This is a genomic window from Gemmatirosa kalamazoonensis, from assembly GCF_000522985.1.
Taxonomy (GTDB): domain Bacteria; phylum Gemmatimonadota; class Gemmatimonadetes; order Gemmatimonadales; family Gemmatimonadaceae; genus Gemmatirosa; species Gemmatirosa kalamazoonensis.
The window spans coordinates 598,479-614,661 of record NZ_CP007128.1 but is presented as its reverse complement, the minus strand read 5'-3'; the positions used below and the strand labels follow the sequence as shown (position 1 = coordinate 614,661).

Sequence of the window (16,183 nt, the reverse complement as noted above, 5' to 3'; positions counted from 1 at the left end):
CATGAAGCGCGTCGACGCCATGCGCGCCGTGTACCCGCAGCTCGAGGGGCGCGTCGTCGTCACCATCATGGGCGCGGTGGCGGCGGAGCTCCAGTCGATCGGGCACCGGCCCAACTTCTTCTACCTGCAGCACGCGATGGGACTCGCGTCGTCGCTCGGCCTCGGCATCGCGCTCGGCCGCCCCGAGCTGCAGGTCGTCGTGTTCGACGGCGACGGCTCGATCCTCATGAACCTCGGCGGCCTGACTACGTTGGCACGCTACCGGCCGCGCAACCTCGTGCACGTCGTGTTCGACAACGAGAGCCTGCTGTCGGTGGGCGGCTTCCCGACCGCGACGTCCACGGGCACCGACATCGCCGGCGTCGCCGCGGCAGCGGGCGTGCCGCACACGGCGACGGTTCGCACGATCGACGAGTTCACGCGCGCGTTCGACGAGGCGCTCGCGCGGAAGGATCTGACGACGATCGTCGCCAAGGTGGAAGCCGTCGGTCCGTCGGGATACGTGACGGATCTGTCGCTGCTGGAGAACCGGTACGAGTTCCAGCGCTGGTTGAAGAACGTTGCGGTGTGATGCTCCGCGCGAGAAACGACGAGCCCCGAGTCTTCACTTCCATGCCCCTCCTCATCGAGCTGGTCGACGCCCTGACATCCGGCCGCGTGCGCGTCGTGGATCTCACGCAGCCGTTAGGCCCCGAGACGCCGGTCATCGGCCTGCCGCCGCAGTTCGGCGCGTCGCCCGGCGTGACGATGGAGACCATCTCGCATTTCGACGAGCGGGGCCCGGGGTGGTACTGGAACGTGCTGCACCTCGGCGAGCACACCGGCACGCACTTCGACGCGCCCGTCCACTGGATCACCGGGAAGGACCTCCCCCACAACGCGTGCGACACGATCCCCGCCGAGCGGTTCGTGGGACCGGCGTGCGTGATCGACGTGACGCGCGAGGTCGAGGCCGACGAGGACTTCCTGCTGATGCCGGAGCACGTGGAGGCGTGGGAGCGCGAGCACGGGCGCATCCCGCCGAAGTCGTGGGTGCTGCTGCGCACCGGCTGGAGCGCGCGTGAGGAGCCGCTGCGGTTCCTCAACGTGCACGAGGACGGGCCGCACAGCCCCGGCTTCCACAAGAGCACCTCCGAGCTGCTCGCCCGCGACCGCGACGTGCTCGGCGTCGGCGTGGAGACCGTCGGCACCGACGCCGGCCGCGCGGGCACGTTCGATCCGCCGTTCCCGAACCACGCGACGATGCACGGCGCCGGGAAGTTCGGCCTCGCGAGCCTCCGCAACCTCGACCAGCTGCCGCCGACGGGGGCGATCCTCATCGCCGCGCCGCTAAAGATCGTGCACGGGAGCGGGAGCCCACTGCGGGTGCTGGCGCTCGTCGAGAGCTGAACCGGCTGCGGCGCGCCACCTCACGACTTCCCGTGGAGCACGACCCCTCGTGTTCGGTAGCGGATCGAACGATTCCTGGATTCGTCGATCCGCTACTGAACACAAGGAGTCTTCTTTGGTGTGGCGTCGTGAGATGGCGCGCCTAGGAGAAGTCCTCGCCAAGGATCCGCTCGAACGTCTCCACGAGCCGATCCGCGTCCGAAAAGCCGAACGGCATCGGCGGCCGGATCTTGACGACGTTGTGCCACGGCCCGTCGGTGCCTAACAGGATGCCGAGCTCGCGGAACCGGTTCGCGACGAACGACGCTTCCTCGCCCGCGGGCTCCAGCGTCTCGCGGTCGCGCACCAGCTCCGCGCCGAGGAACAGCCCCGAGCCGCGCACGTCGCCCACGATCGGGTAGCGCGCGATCAGCGGCCGCAGTCCCGCCAGCAGCCGCTCGCCGACCGCGTGCGCGTGCGCCTGCAGCCCCTCGTCGCGCAGCACGTCGAGCACCGCGAGCCCCGCCGCGCACGACACGTCGTTGCCGCCGAACGTGCTGAAGTACTCCATGCCGTTGTCGAACGCGTCGGCGATCGCGCGCGTCGTCACCACGGCGGCGACGGGATGGCCGTTGCCCAACGGCTTGCCGATGACGACGATGTCCGGCACGACGTCGTGCGCCTCGAACGCCCAGCAGTGCGTCCCCATGCGGCCGAGGCCCGTCTGCACCTCGTCGGCGATGCACACGCCGCCGGCGGCGCGCACGTGGCGGTAGACCTCCGCGAGATAGCCGGCCGGCAGCACGAGCTGCCCGCCGACGCTCGGACACGTCTCGGCGATGAACGCCGCGACGCCACGTCCCTCGTCCACCAGCTCGCGGGCGATCTGCGCGACGTGTCCCGCGTACTTCGTCGCGGCGGTCGGATCGTCGCGCCGGTACGGGCCGCGGTAGACGTCGGGCAGCGGCGCGACGCGCACCCAGTCGGGCGTCCCGGTGCCGCCGGGGCCCGCGTGCTTGTACGGGCTGATGTCGACGAGCGACGTCGTGTTGCCGTGGTACGCCGCCTCGAGCACGATCGTCTCGCGGCGCCCCGTGTACGCACGCGCGAGCCGCAGCGCGAGCTCGTTCGCCTCGCTGGCCGAGTTGACGAACGCGCAGACCTCGAGGCCCTCCGGGAGCGTCGCCGCGAGTCGCTCGGCGAACGTCACCGCGCGGTCGCTGAGGTAGCGCGTGTTCGTGTTCAGCACCGCCGCCTGCGCCTGCACGGCGCGCACGACGCGCGGATGGCAGTGTCCCACGTGCGGCACGTTGTTGTACGCGTCGAGGAAGCGGCGCCCCTCGTCGTCGTACACGTGCTGCATCCACCCGCGCACGATGCGCAGCGGCTCGCGATAGGCGAGGCTCAGGTTCGCCGGAAACCGCCGCCGCCGCTGCGCGAGCGTCTCCCGCTTCGCCGGCGTGGGCGGCGGGAAGCGCTCCGCCGGCACGCCGACGATCAGGTTCGGGTCGGGCGACAGGGAGCGCCACACCGCGCGCTGGCTCGCCGGCGCGACGCCGGGGAAGTCGGTGCCTAACGCGAGCGGGTCGGTGATGATCTGCAGGTGCAGGTGCGGCGTCCAGCCGACGTTCTCCTCCGGCGTGCCGAGCGACGCGAACCGCTCGCCCCGCGCGATGCGCCGGCCGACCGCGAGCCCGTCGAGCGACGCGCGGCTCAGATGGCCGTAGAGCGCGAAGAACGCCGTGCCGTCGTCGGTCGCGTGGCGCAGCACGATCACCGGCCCGTAGTCCTGCACCACGTGGTTGTCGGCGAAGGCGTGCACCGTGCCGTCGAGCGGCGCGTACACCGGCGTGCCCGCCGGCGCGAACAGGTCGAGGCCGATGTGGATCGTGCGCGGCTCGCCGTCCGGCGTCACGAAGAACGGCGCCGTGTAGAGCAGTCGGGGCTCGTCCCACCGCCCGATCGCGATCGCCTCATGCGGAGCCGCGGAGGACGCGGAGAACACCAACTCGTTCGGTGTCTCCGCGCCCTCCGCGCCTCCGCGTGAGACGTCCGCAATGCGCTGCGTCAACGCCGGCTCGGCGTTGTCCCTGGGATCGCCACTCACGAGCGGGCTGCCCACGCTCAGATCCAGCACCACGCACGGATCGCGACGCAGATCCACACCGAGCACCGGCGCGAATTGCCCCGTGTGCGCGGCGAGCCACGCGCGTACGCGCGCGCTGCTCGGCACCGGTTCCAGCCCGCACGCGTCGCGAAACACCGCCGCCGCGAGCCGGAACGGGATCCGCGCGAGCCGCGGCAGCGCGCGCCGGATCGCCGACTGGCTCACGTCGAGGTACGCGTTCTCCGGACGCTGCCGTCGCTGGTGCGCGGCGAGGCACGCGCTCGCCGCGAGCCGCATGAGCGCGAGGCCGAACAGCGCGTCGATCTCCGGCTCCTCCAGCGGGAACGTCGCGTGACACCCGCGCACGAGGCTCGCCGCGGCGGCGAGTGGGTCGTCGGCCTCCGTCATCACGTACGCCGCCGCGATCGCGAGATCGCCCGCCGTCCAGCCATGCACCATGTCGCCGAGGTCCACGATCCCCGTCACGCGCTGGCCCCGCGTCCACGGGTCGGCGCCGTCGAGCACGAGCACGTTGTGATCGTTCAGGTCTCCGTGCAGCGCGCTCCGGCGCAGCGACGCGAGCAGCGGCGCCGTCTCCGCGTCGAACCGCGCCATGACCGCGTCCACGTCGGCGCCTAACGCATCGTCGAGCAGCGCGCGGTGCTCCGCCACTACGTGACGCGCGCGGGCCAGGTCCCAGTGGAAGTCGCGATGGATCGCCGGGTGGTCGAACGTCGCGAGCCCGCGCGCCAGCTCCCCTGCGCGTCGGCCGAGGTCCTCGAGCAGCGCCGGCGAGCGACGACGTGCACGCGCCAGCGGCACCCCCGGCCGGTGTGTCACCGCCCACACGAGATGTCGCGGCCCGTCCGGCGCGCCGACGTCGGCGAATGCCTCGCCGGCGAGCGTCGGGATCGGGCGCGGCACGACGTCCACCGTCGTCGCGAGGTGCGCGAGCGCCTGCTGCTGCGCGTCGAGCATCGCGCGGTCCTCGCGCGCGTTCGCGATCTTCAGCACGGCGCGCGGCCCGTCGGGCGTCGTGAGCAGGAAGTTCTGATCGCGCTCGCTCGGCAGCGGCGTCGCCGTCGCGTCGAGGTCGTAGAGCTCGCGGGCGATGCGCGCGGCGGCGTCGGTGGTGAAGCGAGGGACGTGATCGAGCATGAGTGTGAGGCGCGTCACACGGCAATTGATCGGCCGGTGCGCAGGTTCGCGTACGGAGGCGGTGACGGACGGCGAGCGGAAGCGATACGATCGGCCACCAGCAAGATAGGGACATCCCGTGCGTGTCACTCCCAGCTCCGGTGCGGCGCGTCTCAGCCCGCTCGTCCCGAGCGCGTCCACGGGCGCGCGCGACGTCGAATGGCACGCCGTCTCGTTCGCGAGCCAGGGCGACGTATCGCTCACCGGCGCGTGGTGCACCCCGGCCGGCGTCGAGGAGCCCGCGGCGGTCGTGGTCATCGTCGGCGGAGCGGGGGCGCCGGCGCGTGCCTACCGCCATCTCGCGAGCCATCTCGCGTCGTGCGGCGCCGCGGTGCTCACGTTCGACTACCGCGGCGTGGGCGCGTCGCGCGTCGGCGCCCTGCGGCGCCTCGTCGCCCGCATCGAGGAGTGGAGCGCGGACATCGGCGCGGCGCTGCACGTCGCGCGTCGGCGCTACCCTGGGGTGGAGCTGCACGCCGTCGCGCACAGCGTGGGCGGCTTCCTGCTCGGCTGCGCGCCGGGGGCGCCGTGGCTCGGACGCGTGGTGCTGCTCGCGCCGCACACCGCGTACTGGGGCGACTACCCGCGCCGCTGGCGACCGGTGATGCGGCTCGCGTGGCACGTGCTCATGCCCGGCGTCACGCGGCTCGTCGGCTACTTCCCGGCGCGCGCGTTAGGCATGGGAGACGACCTGCCGAAAGGCATCGCGCTCGACTGGGCCGCGCGGCGGCACCCCGACGTGCTGCACTCGCCGGCGGCGCGCGCGCGGCTCGCGGAGCTCGTCCGGCGCTTCGACCACGTGCACGCCGCCACCCTCGCCGTCACCGCGCTGGACGACCCGTTCGCCCCGGTGCGCGCGGGCGCGCGGCTGCTCGGCTACTACCCGAGTCGTGCCGAGGCGGCGCACGAGGTGGTGGCACCCGCCGACCTCGGCGTGCGGCGGGTCGGGCACTACGGGTTCCTGCAGCCCGGCCCGGGCGAGTACTTCTGGGAGCGTGCGGCGCGCTGGCTCGAGCTGAGCGCCGACGACCGTTAGGCCTGTCGCCGCTCGCGTGTCGCCGATCAGGGCAGGCGCGTGAAGTAGCCCACCACCACGTTCCCCTCGCCGCCGATGCGCAGGTCGTAGTCGTGCGCGTCGACCCGAAGGCGCGCCGTGTCGAAGTTGATGAGCGCCGTCGGGTCGCCGCCGCGCGACTGGTTGCGGATCTGCGCGATCGGCCGGCACGCCGCGTCGACCGCCGACTCGACGCGGTAGAGATCCGCGCTCGCGTTCGGCGCGCGGTAGAGCCGCAGCCGCAGCGCCGCGATGCGCCGGCCGTTCTCGGTGAGCACGAGCCCGAACGGCGTGTCGAGTGGTTGGTTCGAGCCGAGCACCTCGACGTCGCGCATGCCCGTCTCGATGCTCGCGATCCGCTCGGGCGCGACGTTGGTGAAGATGCTTGTCACGCAGCCGAGGCTCGTGTCGGCCGCGGCGGTGGTGGTCTCACGCGCGCCGCCCGCCGTCCGTCGCGGCCAGCCGTCCGGCGCGCGCTGCACGCCGAGCACGACGCAGAGCACGCCGAGCGCGATGAGCGGCAGTCCCGCGCCGGCCGACGTGAGCTCGACGCCGAGCATCTTGATCGTCCCGCCCGGCTTGTCCGAGTGGCGGAGCAGCACGACGCCGCCGAACACCAGCAGCGCGACGCCGAGGACGAGGAGGACGGCGAACATGGAGCGCTAAACTGTGCCCGCAGGCCCCCAGCGCAAGCTCGGCACGTGCCGAGCGATCGGCGGGGAGTTCTCACACGGCCTCGGACAGCGACGTGAAGTTGAAGTCGTGCACCTTGATCCCCGGCATCACGATGTCGCCGCCCCCCTCCGTGCCCGCGAGCCGCTCCGCGCGGCCGAGCATGTCGAGGTTGTTCAGCATGAACAGCGGGCTCTCGTTGAACCGGAAGTTCCGGAGCGACTTCGAGATCTTGCCGTCCTCGATGAGGAACGTGCCGTCGCGCGTCAGCCCCGTGTAGAGCGCCGTGCGCGGATCGACCTCGCGCAGGTACCAGAGCCGCGTCACGAGCACGCCGCGCGGCGTCGCCTTGATCATGTCCTCGATCGACGACGTGCCGCCCTCCATCTTGATCGTCGTGGGCGCGCCGGTCGCCTGCTTGCCCTGCTTCTTCGCCCAGAAGCGCGAGTAGTAGAGCTGCTTCAGGACGCCGTGGTCCACCCACACCTGGCGGCCGATCGGCAGCCCGTCGCCGTCCCACGGCTGGCCTAACAGCTGCGGGTCGCGGGGGTCGGAGAGGATCGTCACCCGCTCGTCCATGATCTTCTCGCCGATCTTGTTGCCGCCGCCGGCGCCCTGCTTCACGAACGGGCTCCGCCCCTCGTCGGCGCTGCGCGCGGCGATGTAGCCGCCCAACAGCTGCACGAGATCGCCGACCGCCTGCGGCTCGAGGATCACCGTGTAGCGCCCCGGCTCGATCGCCACCGGGTTGCGCGACAGCCGCGCCTTGTCCGTCGCGCGCTGCGCCACCGCGCGCACGTCGATCTGCGCCCAGTCCGGGTGGTCCGCGGCGGCCCACCCCGACCCCGTGCCGTCGGTGGTGCGCACGGTGAGCGTGTAGTTGTTGCTCGTGTTGCGGTGGTACGCGAACAGCCCCGTGTTGTTGCCGAGCGCGCTCGCGTTGAGCCCCGACTGCAGGTAGCCCGCGGCGCGCAGGTCCGGCGCGGCGCGCGCGAGCTCCAGCGCGGCGAGCGCGGCGCGCGCGCGGTCCTCGGGCGAGAGGTTCGCCGTCGCGTCGAAGAACGCGTCCACCGTGTCGTACTGCTGTGACGGCAGCTCGGGCATCGCCTCCGGGTCGTCGGGGGCGAGCTTCGCGAGACGCTCGCTCTGCTCCACGCAGCGGCGGATCGACTCGTCGGAGAGGTCGTTGCTCGTCACCACGGCGTGCTTCGCGCCGAACGCGCTCTGCACCGCGATCCCCGCGTCGGCGATGCCGCCCGAGGTGGACATCGTGTTCGCCGCGAAGCGCACGTTGCCCTGGTAGTTCGAGTTCACGCTCACCTCGATCGCGTCCGCCTTCGAGAGCTTGAGCGCCTTCTCGACGATCGTCTGCGCCTGCTCGCGCGACAGCAGCGCGTCCTTCGCCAGCTCGCCCAACGGCGCGGCACGGCGCAGCGACTCGGCCAGCGACCGCACGGGGGCGTTCAGCAGCGAGCGGCGCATGATGTCTGGCGTCGGCATCAGGCCTTCCTCCCCGTGTTGATGACGTTGACCTGCTTGAAGCGCACCGCCGGCGCGCCGTGGCTCACCGCGTTCACCTGCCCCGGCTGCCCCTTCCCGTCGAAGAAGCTCCCGCCCATCTGGTACGAGCGGCGGCCGCCTAACATGTCCATCGACCGCCAGAAGTCCGGGGTGCGGATCTGGTAGGCCACGTCCTTCAGCATCCCCGCGACCTTGCCCCCCTTGATCTCGTAGAACGTCTGCCCGCCGAACTGCGCGTTGTAGCGCTGCTGGTCGATCGAGAACGAGCCGTCGCCGACGATGAGGATCCCGTTGTCGGTCGCCGCCACGAGATCGTCGCGCGTGAGGTCGCGCGTGCCGGGCTGCAGGCTCACGTTGGGCATGCGCTGGAACTGCACGTTGTTCCACCCCTGCGCGTACGAGCAGCCGTGCGACTGCACCGGCTTGCCGCTCTTCTCGTACCACCAGCGCAGCCACGGCGCCTGCTCGCGCGTCGTCTGGTAGTCGACGACGAGGCCGCCCTTGATGATGTCGAACGGCTCGGGCTTCACGCCGTCGTCGTCCCATCCGATGGTGGAGAGCCCGCCCTCCTGTGTGCGGTCGCCGACGACGTGCATCATGTCGGGACCGTACCGGAACGCGCCGAGCATCTTCTCCGGCGGGCTCACGAAGCTCGTGCCCGCGTAGTTCGCCTCGTAGCCCATCGCGCGGTCGAGCTCCGTCGGGTGCGCGATGCTCTCGTGGATCGTCAGCCAGATGTTCGACGGATCGAGCACGAGGTCGTAGCGCCCCACGTCGACCGGCTTCGCCTTCAGCTTCTCGCTCGCCTCCTCGCCCCACCGCTTCGCGTTGCCGGCGAGGTCACTCGACAGCACGTACTCCCATCCGCGCGCCATCGGCTGCACGACGTTGCCGCGGTTCTGGAAGTCGGTGAAGTCGGGCGCCACCGCGGTGATCTGCATCAGCGGCCACGTGCGCACGACGTCCTGCCCGATGACCGACCCGTCGCTGTTCGCGTAGTTGCGCTCGTCCTTCACGAAGAACAGCCCCGAGAAGACGAACTTCACGTTCGCCGCCTTCATCGCCGCGGCGTTCGCCTGCAGCAGCAGGTCGGCCTTCTGCTCGAGCGGCACGTCCCACGGATCGGTGGCGTACGCGCCCTTCCACTTCACGTCCTTGTATGCGGGGCTCGGCAGCCACTCCACCGCCTTGTCGCGCGCCACGCGCGACGCCTTCGCGATCGCGGTCGCCTCGCGCGCCGCGGCCGCCGCGCCGTCGGTCGTCAGGCGCCGCGTCGCCGCGAAGCCCCACGTGCCGTCGACGAGCGCGCGCACGCCGACACCGACCGAGTCGGTGTCGACGACGTTCTGGATCTGCTGCTCGCGCGTGAACACGAAGTTCTGCCGCTGCCGGCTCACGCGCACGTCGGCGTACGTCGCGCCGGCGGCCTTCGCGGCATCGAGCGCCGCCATCATGATCGCGCGCGTCGCCGCGGGGTCGGCGAACGTCTCGAGCGCGCGGTCTGCGGGCGCGGGGGACGCCGCGGCGAGCACGCGCGGGATCGCCTCCAGCGGGCTACCGCCGAGCACCGCCGCGCCGACGGCGGCGCCGCTCTGCTTCAGGAAGTCACGTCGGTGAGTCATTGCCACTCGGCCAGGTGGGAAAGATCGGGGGCGCTGCAGCGCGGTACGCTACGTCGCGTCGCGCCGTTCCGCACCGGACTGGGACGAACCGTTCGCATCGCGTGCGGAGACGTCTCACGCGGAGACGCGGAGAACGCGGACAGAGCATCAGCTCCGCGTTCTCCGCGTCTCCGCGTGAGACATCTATGTCGAGTGTCGGCGAATCAGCGCCTGCCGCGCAGTCGCCGCGATGCCACCTCTGCCAGGAGCGCGGCTCCGGCCAGCGTCGCGAGGGCGCCGTCCGACGGGCGTGGACCGGTCGGCGTGCGGCCTCTGGCGGTGGACGGCGCGGCACTCGGCGAGCCGAGGGCGGCGATCGCGTCGGCGAGCGGCGCGGGGTCGTTCGAGGAGCTCCGTGCGTTCGACACCGCGCCCACGCCAAGGGTTTCGTCCGTCGCGTTAGGCACCGTCGACACCGGCGCGTACGCCGCGGCCGCGACCACGCGCGCCCACCACGCGCGGTGCGCCGCCGGCGCGTCGTCCGCCGCCGCCATGCGCCACCGCCACGTCTCCACGTATCCGGCCTGCACCACGCGCCCGGCGCCCACGCGGCGCGCCGCGACCGCGACGTGCGCACCGCGTCGCTCGAGCGGCACCGCGTCGGCGTGCGGTGCGACAGGGAAGAGGGCGAGCCCGCGCTCCGGTGTCCCGTCGTCGAGCGCGCCCGGCACGCCCGCTTCCACCGCGCCCACGTCGCCCGCCGCGAGCGTGCGCAGCGAAGACGCCGCGGCCGCGTCGCCGGCGAGCACCAGGCCGCCGCCCTGTCGCACGTAGCGCGCGACACGCGCCGCCGTCGCCGCGTCCACCGCGCCGCTGTCGAGCACCACCACGGCTGCCGTCGTCGCGGTGTCGAACGCTTCGGCCGCGCCCTGCGTCACGTCGATCCCCGGTGCGACCGCGACGCGCAGCCGCACGCTCCAGCCGCGCTCCTCGAGCGCCGCCGCGACGAACTTCGCCTCCCATCCCGCGCGGCCGAGCACCGTCACCGCGCCGAGGCGCGGTGCGGCCGGCGCGGCGAGCGTTGCCTGTGCGGCGCCCGCGCGCACGACCGTCGCGCTCCCGCCGAGCGGCGTGACGAGCGACGCGCCCGTGCCGCGCACGCGCACCGTGTCGAGCGCGCCCGCGCCCGCCGCGAGCGTGTCGCCGATCGCGACCGCCGATCCCGCCGGCGCCGTGACGTCGACGCGCGTCCCCCCGCCGGATCCGCCGCCGCCCACGCGCTCGCCGCGAGCGCCGGCGCCCGGGTCGCGCTCCACGTCACGCGCATCCCCGCCGCGCCTAACGCGCGAAGCCAGTCGCGCGTCCGTGCGTCGGGCGGCGCGGCGAGCGCCGCGTGCGCCGCCGGCACGTCGGTCGTCGTCCATCGCCGCAGCGCGTCGACGCTCGCGTCCGCGACCTCCGGTGTCGGCGCCGTCGGCGGGACGGGGTGCGTCCACCGCCAGAGCACGACGCCCAGCGCCGCGAGCGCCGCCGCGCGCAGCGCCCATTCGAGGACCACGCGGAGGCGCGTCATCGGGTGAGCGCGTAGACCACGATGTTCACGCCGAAGCGCGTCGTGTCCACGCTCTGGAAGCGCTTGTTCTCGGGGTGGAAGTTCCACTCCGAGCTGTAGTCCTTGTTGCTGTACAGCACCGCGATCCGGTCGCCGCGCTTCGCCGCCAGCAGGTGCTTGTGCACGAGGTTGTCCCCCCACCCGTTCAGCTCGTGGCTCGTCGTCGGCGGGCCGTCGGCGAACGTGAAGAACGCGCGGTACAGCGGGTCGTCGTTCGGCAGCTCCGCGAGCGGTCCGGCGACGCGGGTCAGCTCCTCCGTCGCGGTCTTGTGGAACATCCCGTCGACGTCGTGGTTGTGGTCGTCGACGAACAGCATGCCGCCGCGGTCGAGGAAGCGCCGCAGCGTCGCGCGCTCCGCGTCGTTGAACCGCACCGGCAGGTGCCCCGTGAGGTACACGAGCGGATGCCGGAGCAGCGCGTCCGACGACAGCGGCACGATCGCCCCCTGCGGCGCGACGCGGATGCTGGTGTACCGCGCCACCGAGTCGATGAGGTTCGCGGGCACGAGCGGCGCCGAGTCCCAGTCGCCGGACTCGTACTGCGCCGTCGTGAACACGAACTCGTCGGCGACGAGGCTCATCGGCTCTGCGGAATCTGCGGACGACACGGCTCTCACCACGCCCACCCGCCTAACGAGTCCACGCGGGCCGCTCCTCCCGCCGCGATCCGCCGCGCCCGTACGAGCGCCGCCGTCGCGTCGCGCCCCGCCCGCAGCGCCTCCGCCGCCTCGCCGAGCGCCGCGGCGAGCGTCGGGGCGTCGGCGAGCGCGTCGACGCGCAGCAGCGCGAGCGTGTCCGCCGCGGCCGACGCGTCGCCGGGCAGCAGCGCCACCGCGCGGCCCAACGACGTGAGGCGCGCGCGCGTCCGCGCGTCGAGCGGCGGCCGCGCCGTGCGCGCCGCGAGGTGCATGGTGTCGGGCGACAGCCGCGCGGCCAGCCGCACCTTCGAGAGATCCACCACCGCCGCCGGGGGCCGGCCGCGCAGGTAGATGCGCTCCGCGGCGCGCGCCCGCTCCAGCGCGAGGATCGCGCGCCGCATCGGCGGGATCGCGCGCGCCGGCTCCCCGATCTCGAGCGCGCGCCCCGCGTCCCACATGTGGTTGTATGCCTCGAGCAGCGGCCGGTTCACCGCGAGCACCGGCGTCTCCTCCTCCTCACCCTCGAGCGGCTTCGCGAGATCCTGCCCCGTCGCCGCGTTCGCCGCCGCGAGCAGCTCCTCCGGCGTCATGCTCGCGCGCTTCCCGCTCTCCCCCTGCGTCTCCTCGCCCTCCGACTCGCCGAGCCGCTGGAACACGAGGTCGCCGACGCGCTTTCGCAGCCGCGCCTGGTCCTGCGCGATCGTGCGCGACTCGGCCAGCACGGTGGGGCGGGGCAGCGCGCGCTGCCGCTTCACGAGCGCCTCGGTGAGCTGCAGCAGCATCCGCTGGCCGAGCTGCGACGTGTCGCCCGTCATCGGCGGCGCGGCGTCGACGGCGACCGAGTCGTACTCGCCCGCGCGCGCGATCCGCAGCGTCCGCGTCTCCGACGCGCCCGACGGGTGCCGCGGGTCGGGATGTCGGTCGCGTGCCACCGCCCGCAGGTGCACGATGTCCCCCGGCTTGAGCTCCAGCGCGGCGAGCGACAGCGACGCGCGCATCGCCGCCGCGCGCCCGCCTAACGACGTGCGCCCGACGACGCCGTTGCGGAACTTGAAGCTCTCCCCCTCGCCCGAGCTGACGATCCACTCGAACTGCGCCGCGCCGAGCCCGAGGTCGTCCTCCGCGCGCGCGGCGAGCGGCAGCGTGCCCACGGCCTCGCGCAGCACGGTATCGCGCGCCGGGAGCGACAGGGTGACCTGCGGCGGTGCATCCGCGCGCGGCGCGAGCACGACGAATCGCGTGCGCGCGCCGTCACCGAGCCGCAGCGCGGCCGGCCGCTCCGGCATGCCGAGTCGCACGCGCCAGCCCTCGTCGCGCGACTCGACGACGAGCGTCGCGCGCGTCGACGACGAGTCCTCGCCACCCGCGACCGACGCGAGGAGCCCCGCCGCCGGTCCGTCGCCCTCCACCACCACCGCGCTCCCGACGAGCGCCTCCACCGCCGACGGATCGTCGAGCCGCTGCGACGGCAGCCCGCTGTACGCCGGCGGCACGACCGTCGCCCGCACCCGCCGCAGCCGGTCGATCGATGCCGTCGTCGCGGCGGGCCCGCCTCGTCCCAGGACCGTCACCGCGCGCGCCGGCACCACGCGCGCGAGCGCGACCGCGGCGACGAGCACCACGAGCGGCGCCACCGTCGCGCGCACCGCGGCGCGGCGCAGCGCGTCGCTCCACCGCGCCGCGCGCACCGTGGCGTCGAGCGCGCGCGCCGCGGCGTCGGGCACCGGCGCGCCGTCGGCAAGCGTCACGAGCGCGTAGCGCAGCGTCGGCACGCGCGCCTCCACCCACAGTGCGGCGCGCTCCGTCGACACGCCGCGCGGCGCCGCGCGCAGCATCGCCAGCAGCGCCACCCCGACGCTCGCCGCCACCGTGAGCACGTCCCACCACGCCGCGCGCGCGTCGCCCGCCATCGCGCGCGCGAGCGCCACCACGGCGGCCGCCGCCGCGCCCCACAGCACCGCGTGCGCGACGACGATCGCGCGCAGGCCGAGCCGCGCGCCGCGCAGCCGCGCCCGCGCCGCGTCTCCCGGCCGCCCCGTGCTCACGCCGCCGCCTCCGTCGATGCGTCGGCCGCGATGTCGTTAGGCGGCTCGACGGGCCGCCGCGCGAGCCGCAGCGGCAGCTCGATCACGAGCAGCGCGATCGCCGCGGCGAGCAGCCACTGTGCGAGCGGATCGGGCGGCGTGGGCGCGCGCCCGAGCGCGTCCGTCGCGAGCAGGCGGCCGCTTCCGGCGAGGGCGCGGACCGTCGCGTCGCCGAGCGGTGCACCGGTCGCGCGGTGCGCGCACGGCGCCGTCAGCGCCGCGAGCAGCGCGCGGAACGGCGGCCGCAGTGCCGCGTCGCCGACCTGCGGCACCGGCACGGCGACCCCGCGCACGCAGCCGTCGCCGAGCGCGCGCTCCACCGCGGCGGGCTCGCCGTCGGCCCACCGCGCGATCACGCGCGCGGCCGCGTCACTCCCCGGCCACGCCGCGCGCCGCGCGATCGGCGCGACGAACGCCGCGGTGCCCGCGACGACGGCGCCCGCCGTGTCGACGCGGGCGCGCGGTCGCCAGCCGTTAGGCACGCCGTCCGCCGGCCAGTCCACGAGCGCGCCGGCGTTCGCGCGCGCCCACGCGGAGTCGGCGGCGGTCGCGCCGTCGCGCACGACGAGCGCGGTCGTGCGTTCCGCGGATCCGCCCGGCGTCGGATCGGTACGGCGCTCGCGCGCATCGGGTGCGATGTTGGGCGTGGGGGGGGAGCCCCCCTGGGGACTAGGGACCGTGCCGTCGAGCATGCCCGCCGCCGCGGCCAGCGCGTCGTCCGAACCGCCGCGCCGCCACGTCACGCGCACCGCGCCCGCCGCCGGCGGCTCGGCCGCCGCCACGCGCATGACGCGCGCGCGCCCGGCCCACGTCGCGCGCACCGCACCCGTCGCCGCGTCCGCCTCCCGCGTCGTGAGCGGTGCGACGATCACGAGCTCCACCGAGTCCGCTCCATCGCGCAGCCTCGGCGCCGCCCGCCGCGCGGCCGCGAGCGCCGCCGACAGCGACCCCGCCGGCGCAGACGACGCCGAGTCGCGTGCCAGCGCACGATCGATCGCGCTGTCCCGCGCCGCCGGCGTGGTGCCTAACGCGATCGCGGCACGCGCCGCCGTGTCGAACGCGACCAGGAGGTCTCCCGTCGACCCGACCGCGCGCACCGAGTCACGCACCGCGCCCACGTCGCGCACCGCGCCCGAGCGGTCGGCGACGATCACGCGCGCGATCGGCCGTCGCTCCGGCGTGCGTGTCGGCCGCGCGAGCGCGAGCGCGCCGGTCAGCACCGCCGCCGCGCGCATCGCGAGCAGCAGCAGATCGCGCGGCCGGCGCGCGAGTCGTCGTGCCCGCGCCGACCGCATCGGCACGAACCGCGCGGTCGGCAGCAGCAGCGGCGCCGGTCGGCCGAGCGCGAGCAGGTGCAGCGCGACGAGCGCCAGCGCCGCCGCGACGCCCACCAGGATCCAGCCCGGCGCGAGGAACCTCACGCCCGAGCCTCCGCGTGGCTCTCGACGGCGCCGCGCACCACGCGGCGCACCGCGCGCGCCGGCGGCTCGTCTGTCGTCACCGCCACGTACGTCGCGCCCGCGTCGCGCCACGCGCGCGCCGTCTCCGCGCGCCACTTCGCGAACGCGGCGAGATACGCGGCGCGCGACACCGCATCGAGCGGGCGGCGCACGTCCGGACGCTCCGGGTCCACGGCGAGCACCGCGCCGCGCGGCGGATCGAGCTCCTGCGCGTCGAGCACGTGCAGCGCGTACACCTCGCCGCCCTGCGCGCGGTGCGTCGTCGCCGCGCGCAGCGTCGCCGCCTCGTCGCCGAGGAAGTCGGACACGAGCACGAGCCGCGTGCCGCGCACCGCCGCCGCGTGCGTCACGAGCGGAGCGAGCGGCGCATCCCCGTCCGGCGTCACCGCGTCGAGCGCGCGTGCGACCTCGTGTACCACGCCGCGCCGCGCGCGGGCCGGCAGCCACCGGTCGCGCGCGTCCGGCGCCGCGACCGCGAGGCCCACGGGATCCCCCGCCGCGTGCGCGACCGCGGCGAGGCCTAACGACAGCGCACGTGCGGCGCGCCACTTCGCGCGGAACGCCATCGATGCGCTCGCGTCCACCACGAGCACCGTCGGCAGCAGCGCGTGGTCGTCGGCCAGACGGATGAATGCGCGGTCGCTGCGCGCGAGCAGCCGCCAGTCGAGCCGTCGCGGATCGTCGCCCTGTCGGTACGCGCGATACTCGCTCAGCTCCCCGCCGGGGCTGCGCAGCCGTGCGCGGTGCGCGCCGGGCAGGGTCGCCGCCGCCAGCTTGCGTGCGGCCCACCGCACGCCGCGCAGCTCGTCCAGCAGGCGCGTGTCCGAGTCGTGCATCACGCGCCCCCGCGGGGGACGTCGAGCGTGGAG

Annotated in this window: 12 protein-coding genes; 3 read left to right on the top strand and 9 right to left on the bottom strand. The window is 74.4% G+C overall.

Annotation, left to right across the window (positions count from 1 at the left end):
• Nucleotide 1: 1 nt before the first annotated feature.
• Together J421_RS02655 and J421_RS02650 are read left to right on the top strand one after the other, a co-directional pair.
• Entirely contained in the window at nt 2–571 is a 570-nt protein-coding gene (locus J421_RS02655; protein ID WP_025409615.1) for a thiamine pyrophosphate-dependent enzyme, read from the top strand.
• A 41-nt stretch (nt 572–612) separates the two neighbouring features.
• Nucleotides 613–1,389 carry a cyclase family protein gene (locus tag J421_RS02650; RefSeq protein WP_025409614.1) on the top strand — a complete coding sequence of 259 codons (777 nt, stop codon included), beginning with the start codon at nt 613–615 and terminating at the stop codon, nt 1,387–1,389.
• Between the two features lie 142 nt (nt 1,390–1,531).
• Here J421_RS02650 and J421_RS02645 read toward each other — a convergent pair whose 3' ends face one another.
• Complete coding sequence (locus tag J421_RS02645; RefSeq protein WP_025409613.1) at nt 1,532–4,633, bottom strand: aminotransferase class III-fold pyridoxal phosphate-dependent enzyme; 3,102 nt, start codon at nt 4,631–4,633, stop codon at nt 1,532–1,534.
• Nucleotides 4,634–4,751: 118 nt separating this feature from the next.
• Between J421_RS02645 and J421_RS02640 the strand changes: the two genes are divergently transcribed.
• On the top strand, nt 4,752–5,708 hold the full coding sequence (locus tag J421_RS02640) for an alpha/beta hydrolase family protein (protein WP_025409612.1): 957 nt from the start codon (nt 4,752–4,754) through the stop codon (nt 5,706–5,708).
• 26 nt (nt 5,709–5,734) lie between these two features.
• Here J421_RS02640 and J421_RS02635 read toward each other — a convergent pair whose 3' ends face one another.
• The 8 genes from J421_RS02635 to J421_RS31955 all read right to left on the bottom strand — a co-directional run bounded on the left by J421_RS02635 (nt 5,735) and on the right by J421_RS31955 (nt 16,150).
• Complete coding sequence (locus tag J421_RS02635; RefSeq protein WP_025409611.1) at nt 5,735–6,382, bottom strand: hypothetical protein; 648 nt, start codon at nt 6,380–6,382, stop codon at nt 5,735–5,737.
• A gap of 70 nt (nt 6,383–6,452) precedes the next feature.
• Nucleotides 6,453–7,898 carry a TldD/PmbA family protein gene (locus J421_RS02630; protein ID WP_025409610.1) on the bottom strand — a complete coding sequence of 482 codons (1,446 nt, stop codon included), beginning with the start codon at nt 7,896–7,898 and terminating at the stop codon, nt 6,453–6,455.
• Nucleotides 7,898–9,541 carry a metallopeptidase TldD-related protein gene (locus J421_RS02625; protein WP_025409609.1) on the bottom strand — a complete coding sequence of 548 codons (1,644 nt, stop codon included), beginning with the start codon at nt 9,539–9,541 and terminating at the stop codon, nt 7,898–7,900. The genes J421_RS02630 and J421_RS02625 overlap by 1 nt, the downstream gene beginning before the upstream one ends.
• Before the next feature lie 203 nt (nt 9,542–9,744).
• Entirely contained in the window at nt 9,745–10,836 is a 1,092-nt protein-coding gene (locus tag J421_RS02620) for a hypothetical protein (protein WP_025409608.1), read from the bottom strand.
• A 253-nt stretch (nt 10,837–11,089) separates the two neighbouring features.
• Nucleotides 11,090–11,713 (bottom strand): DUF4159 domain-containing protein, encoded by a 624-nt coding sequence (locus J421_RS02615; protein WP_025409607.1) that lies wholly within the window; start codon nt 11,711–11,713, stop codon nt 11,090–11,092.
• Nucleotides 11,714–11,745: 32 nt separating this feature from the next.
• Nucleotides 11,746–13,815, bottom strand: coding sequence for a hypothetical protein (locus J421_RS02610; RefSeq protein ID WP_025409606.1), 2,070 nt, complete (start codon nt 13,813–13,815; stop codon nt 11,746–11,748).
• Complete coding sequence (locus J421_RS02605; RefSeq protein WP_025409605.1) at nt 13,812–15,275, bottom strand: hypothetical protein; 1,464 nt, start codon at nt 15,273–15,275, stop codon at nt 13,812–13,814. The genes J421_RS02610 and J421_RS02605 overlap by 4 nt, the downstream gene beginning before the upstream one ends.
• Nucleotides 15,272–16,150 (bottom strand): DUF58 domain-containing protein, encoded by an 879-nt coding sequence (locus tag J421_RS31955; protein WP_025409604.1) that lies wholly within the window; start codon nt 16,148–16,150, stop codon nt 15,272–15,274. The genes J421_RS02605 and J421_RS31955 overlap by 4 nt, the downstream gene beginning before the upstream one ends.
• Between the last annotated feature and the right edge of the window lie 33 nt (nt 16,151–16,183).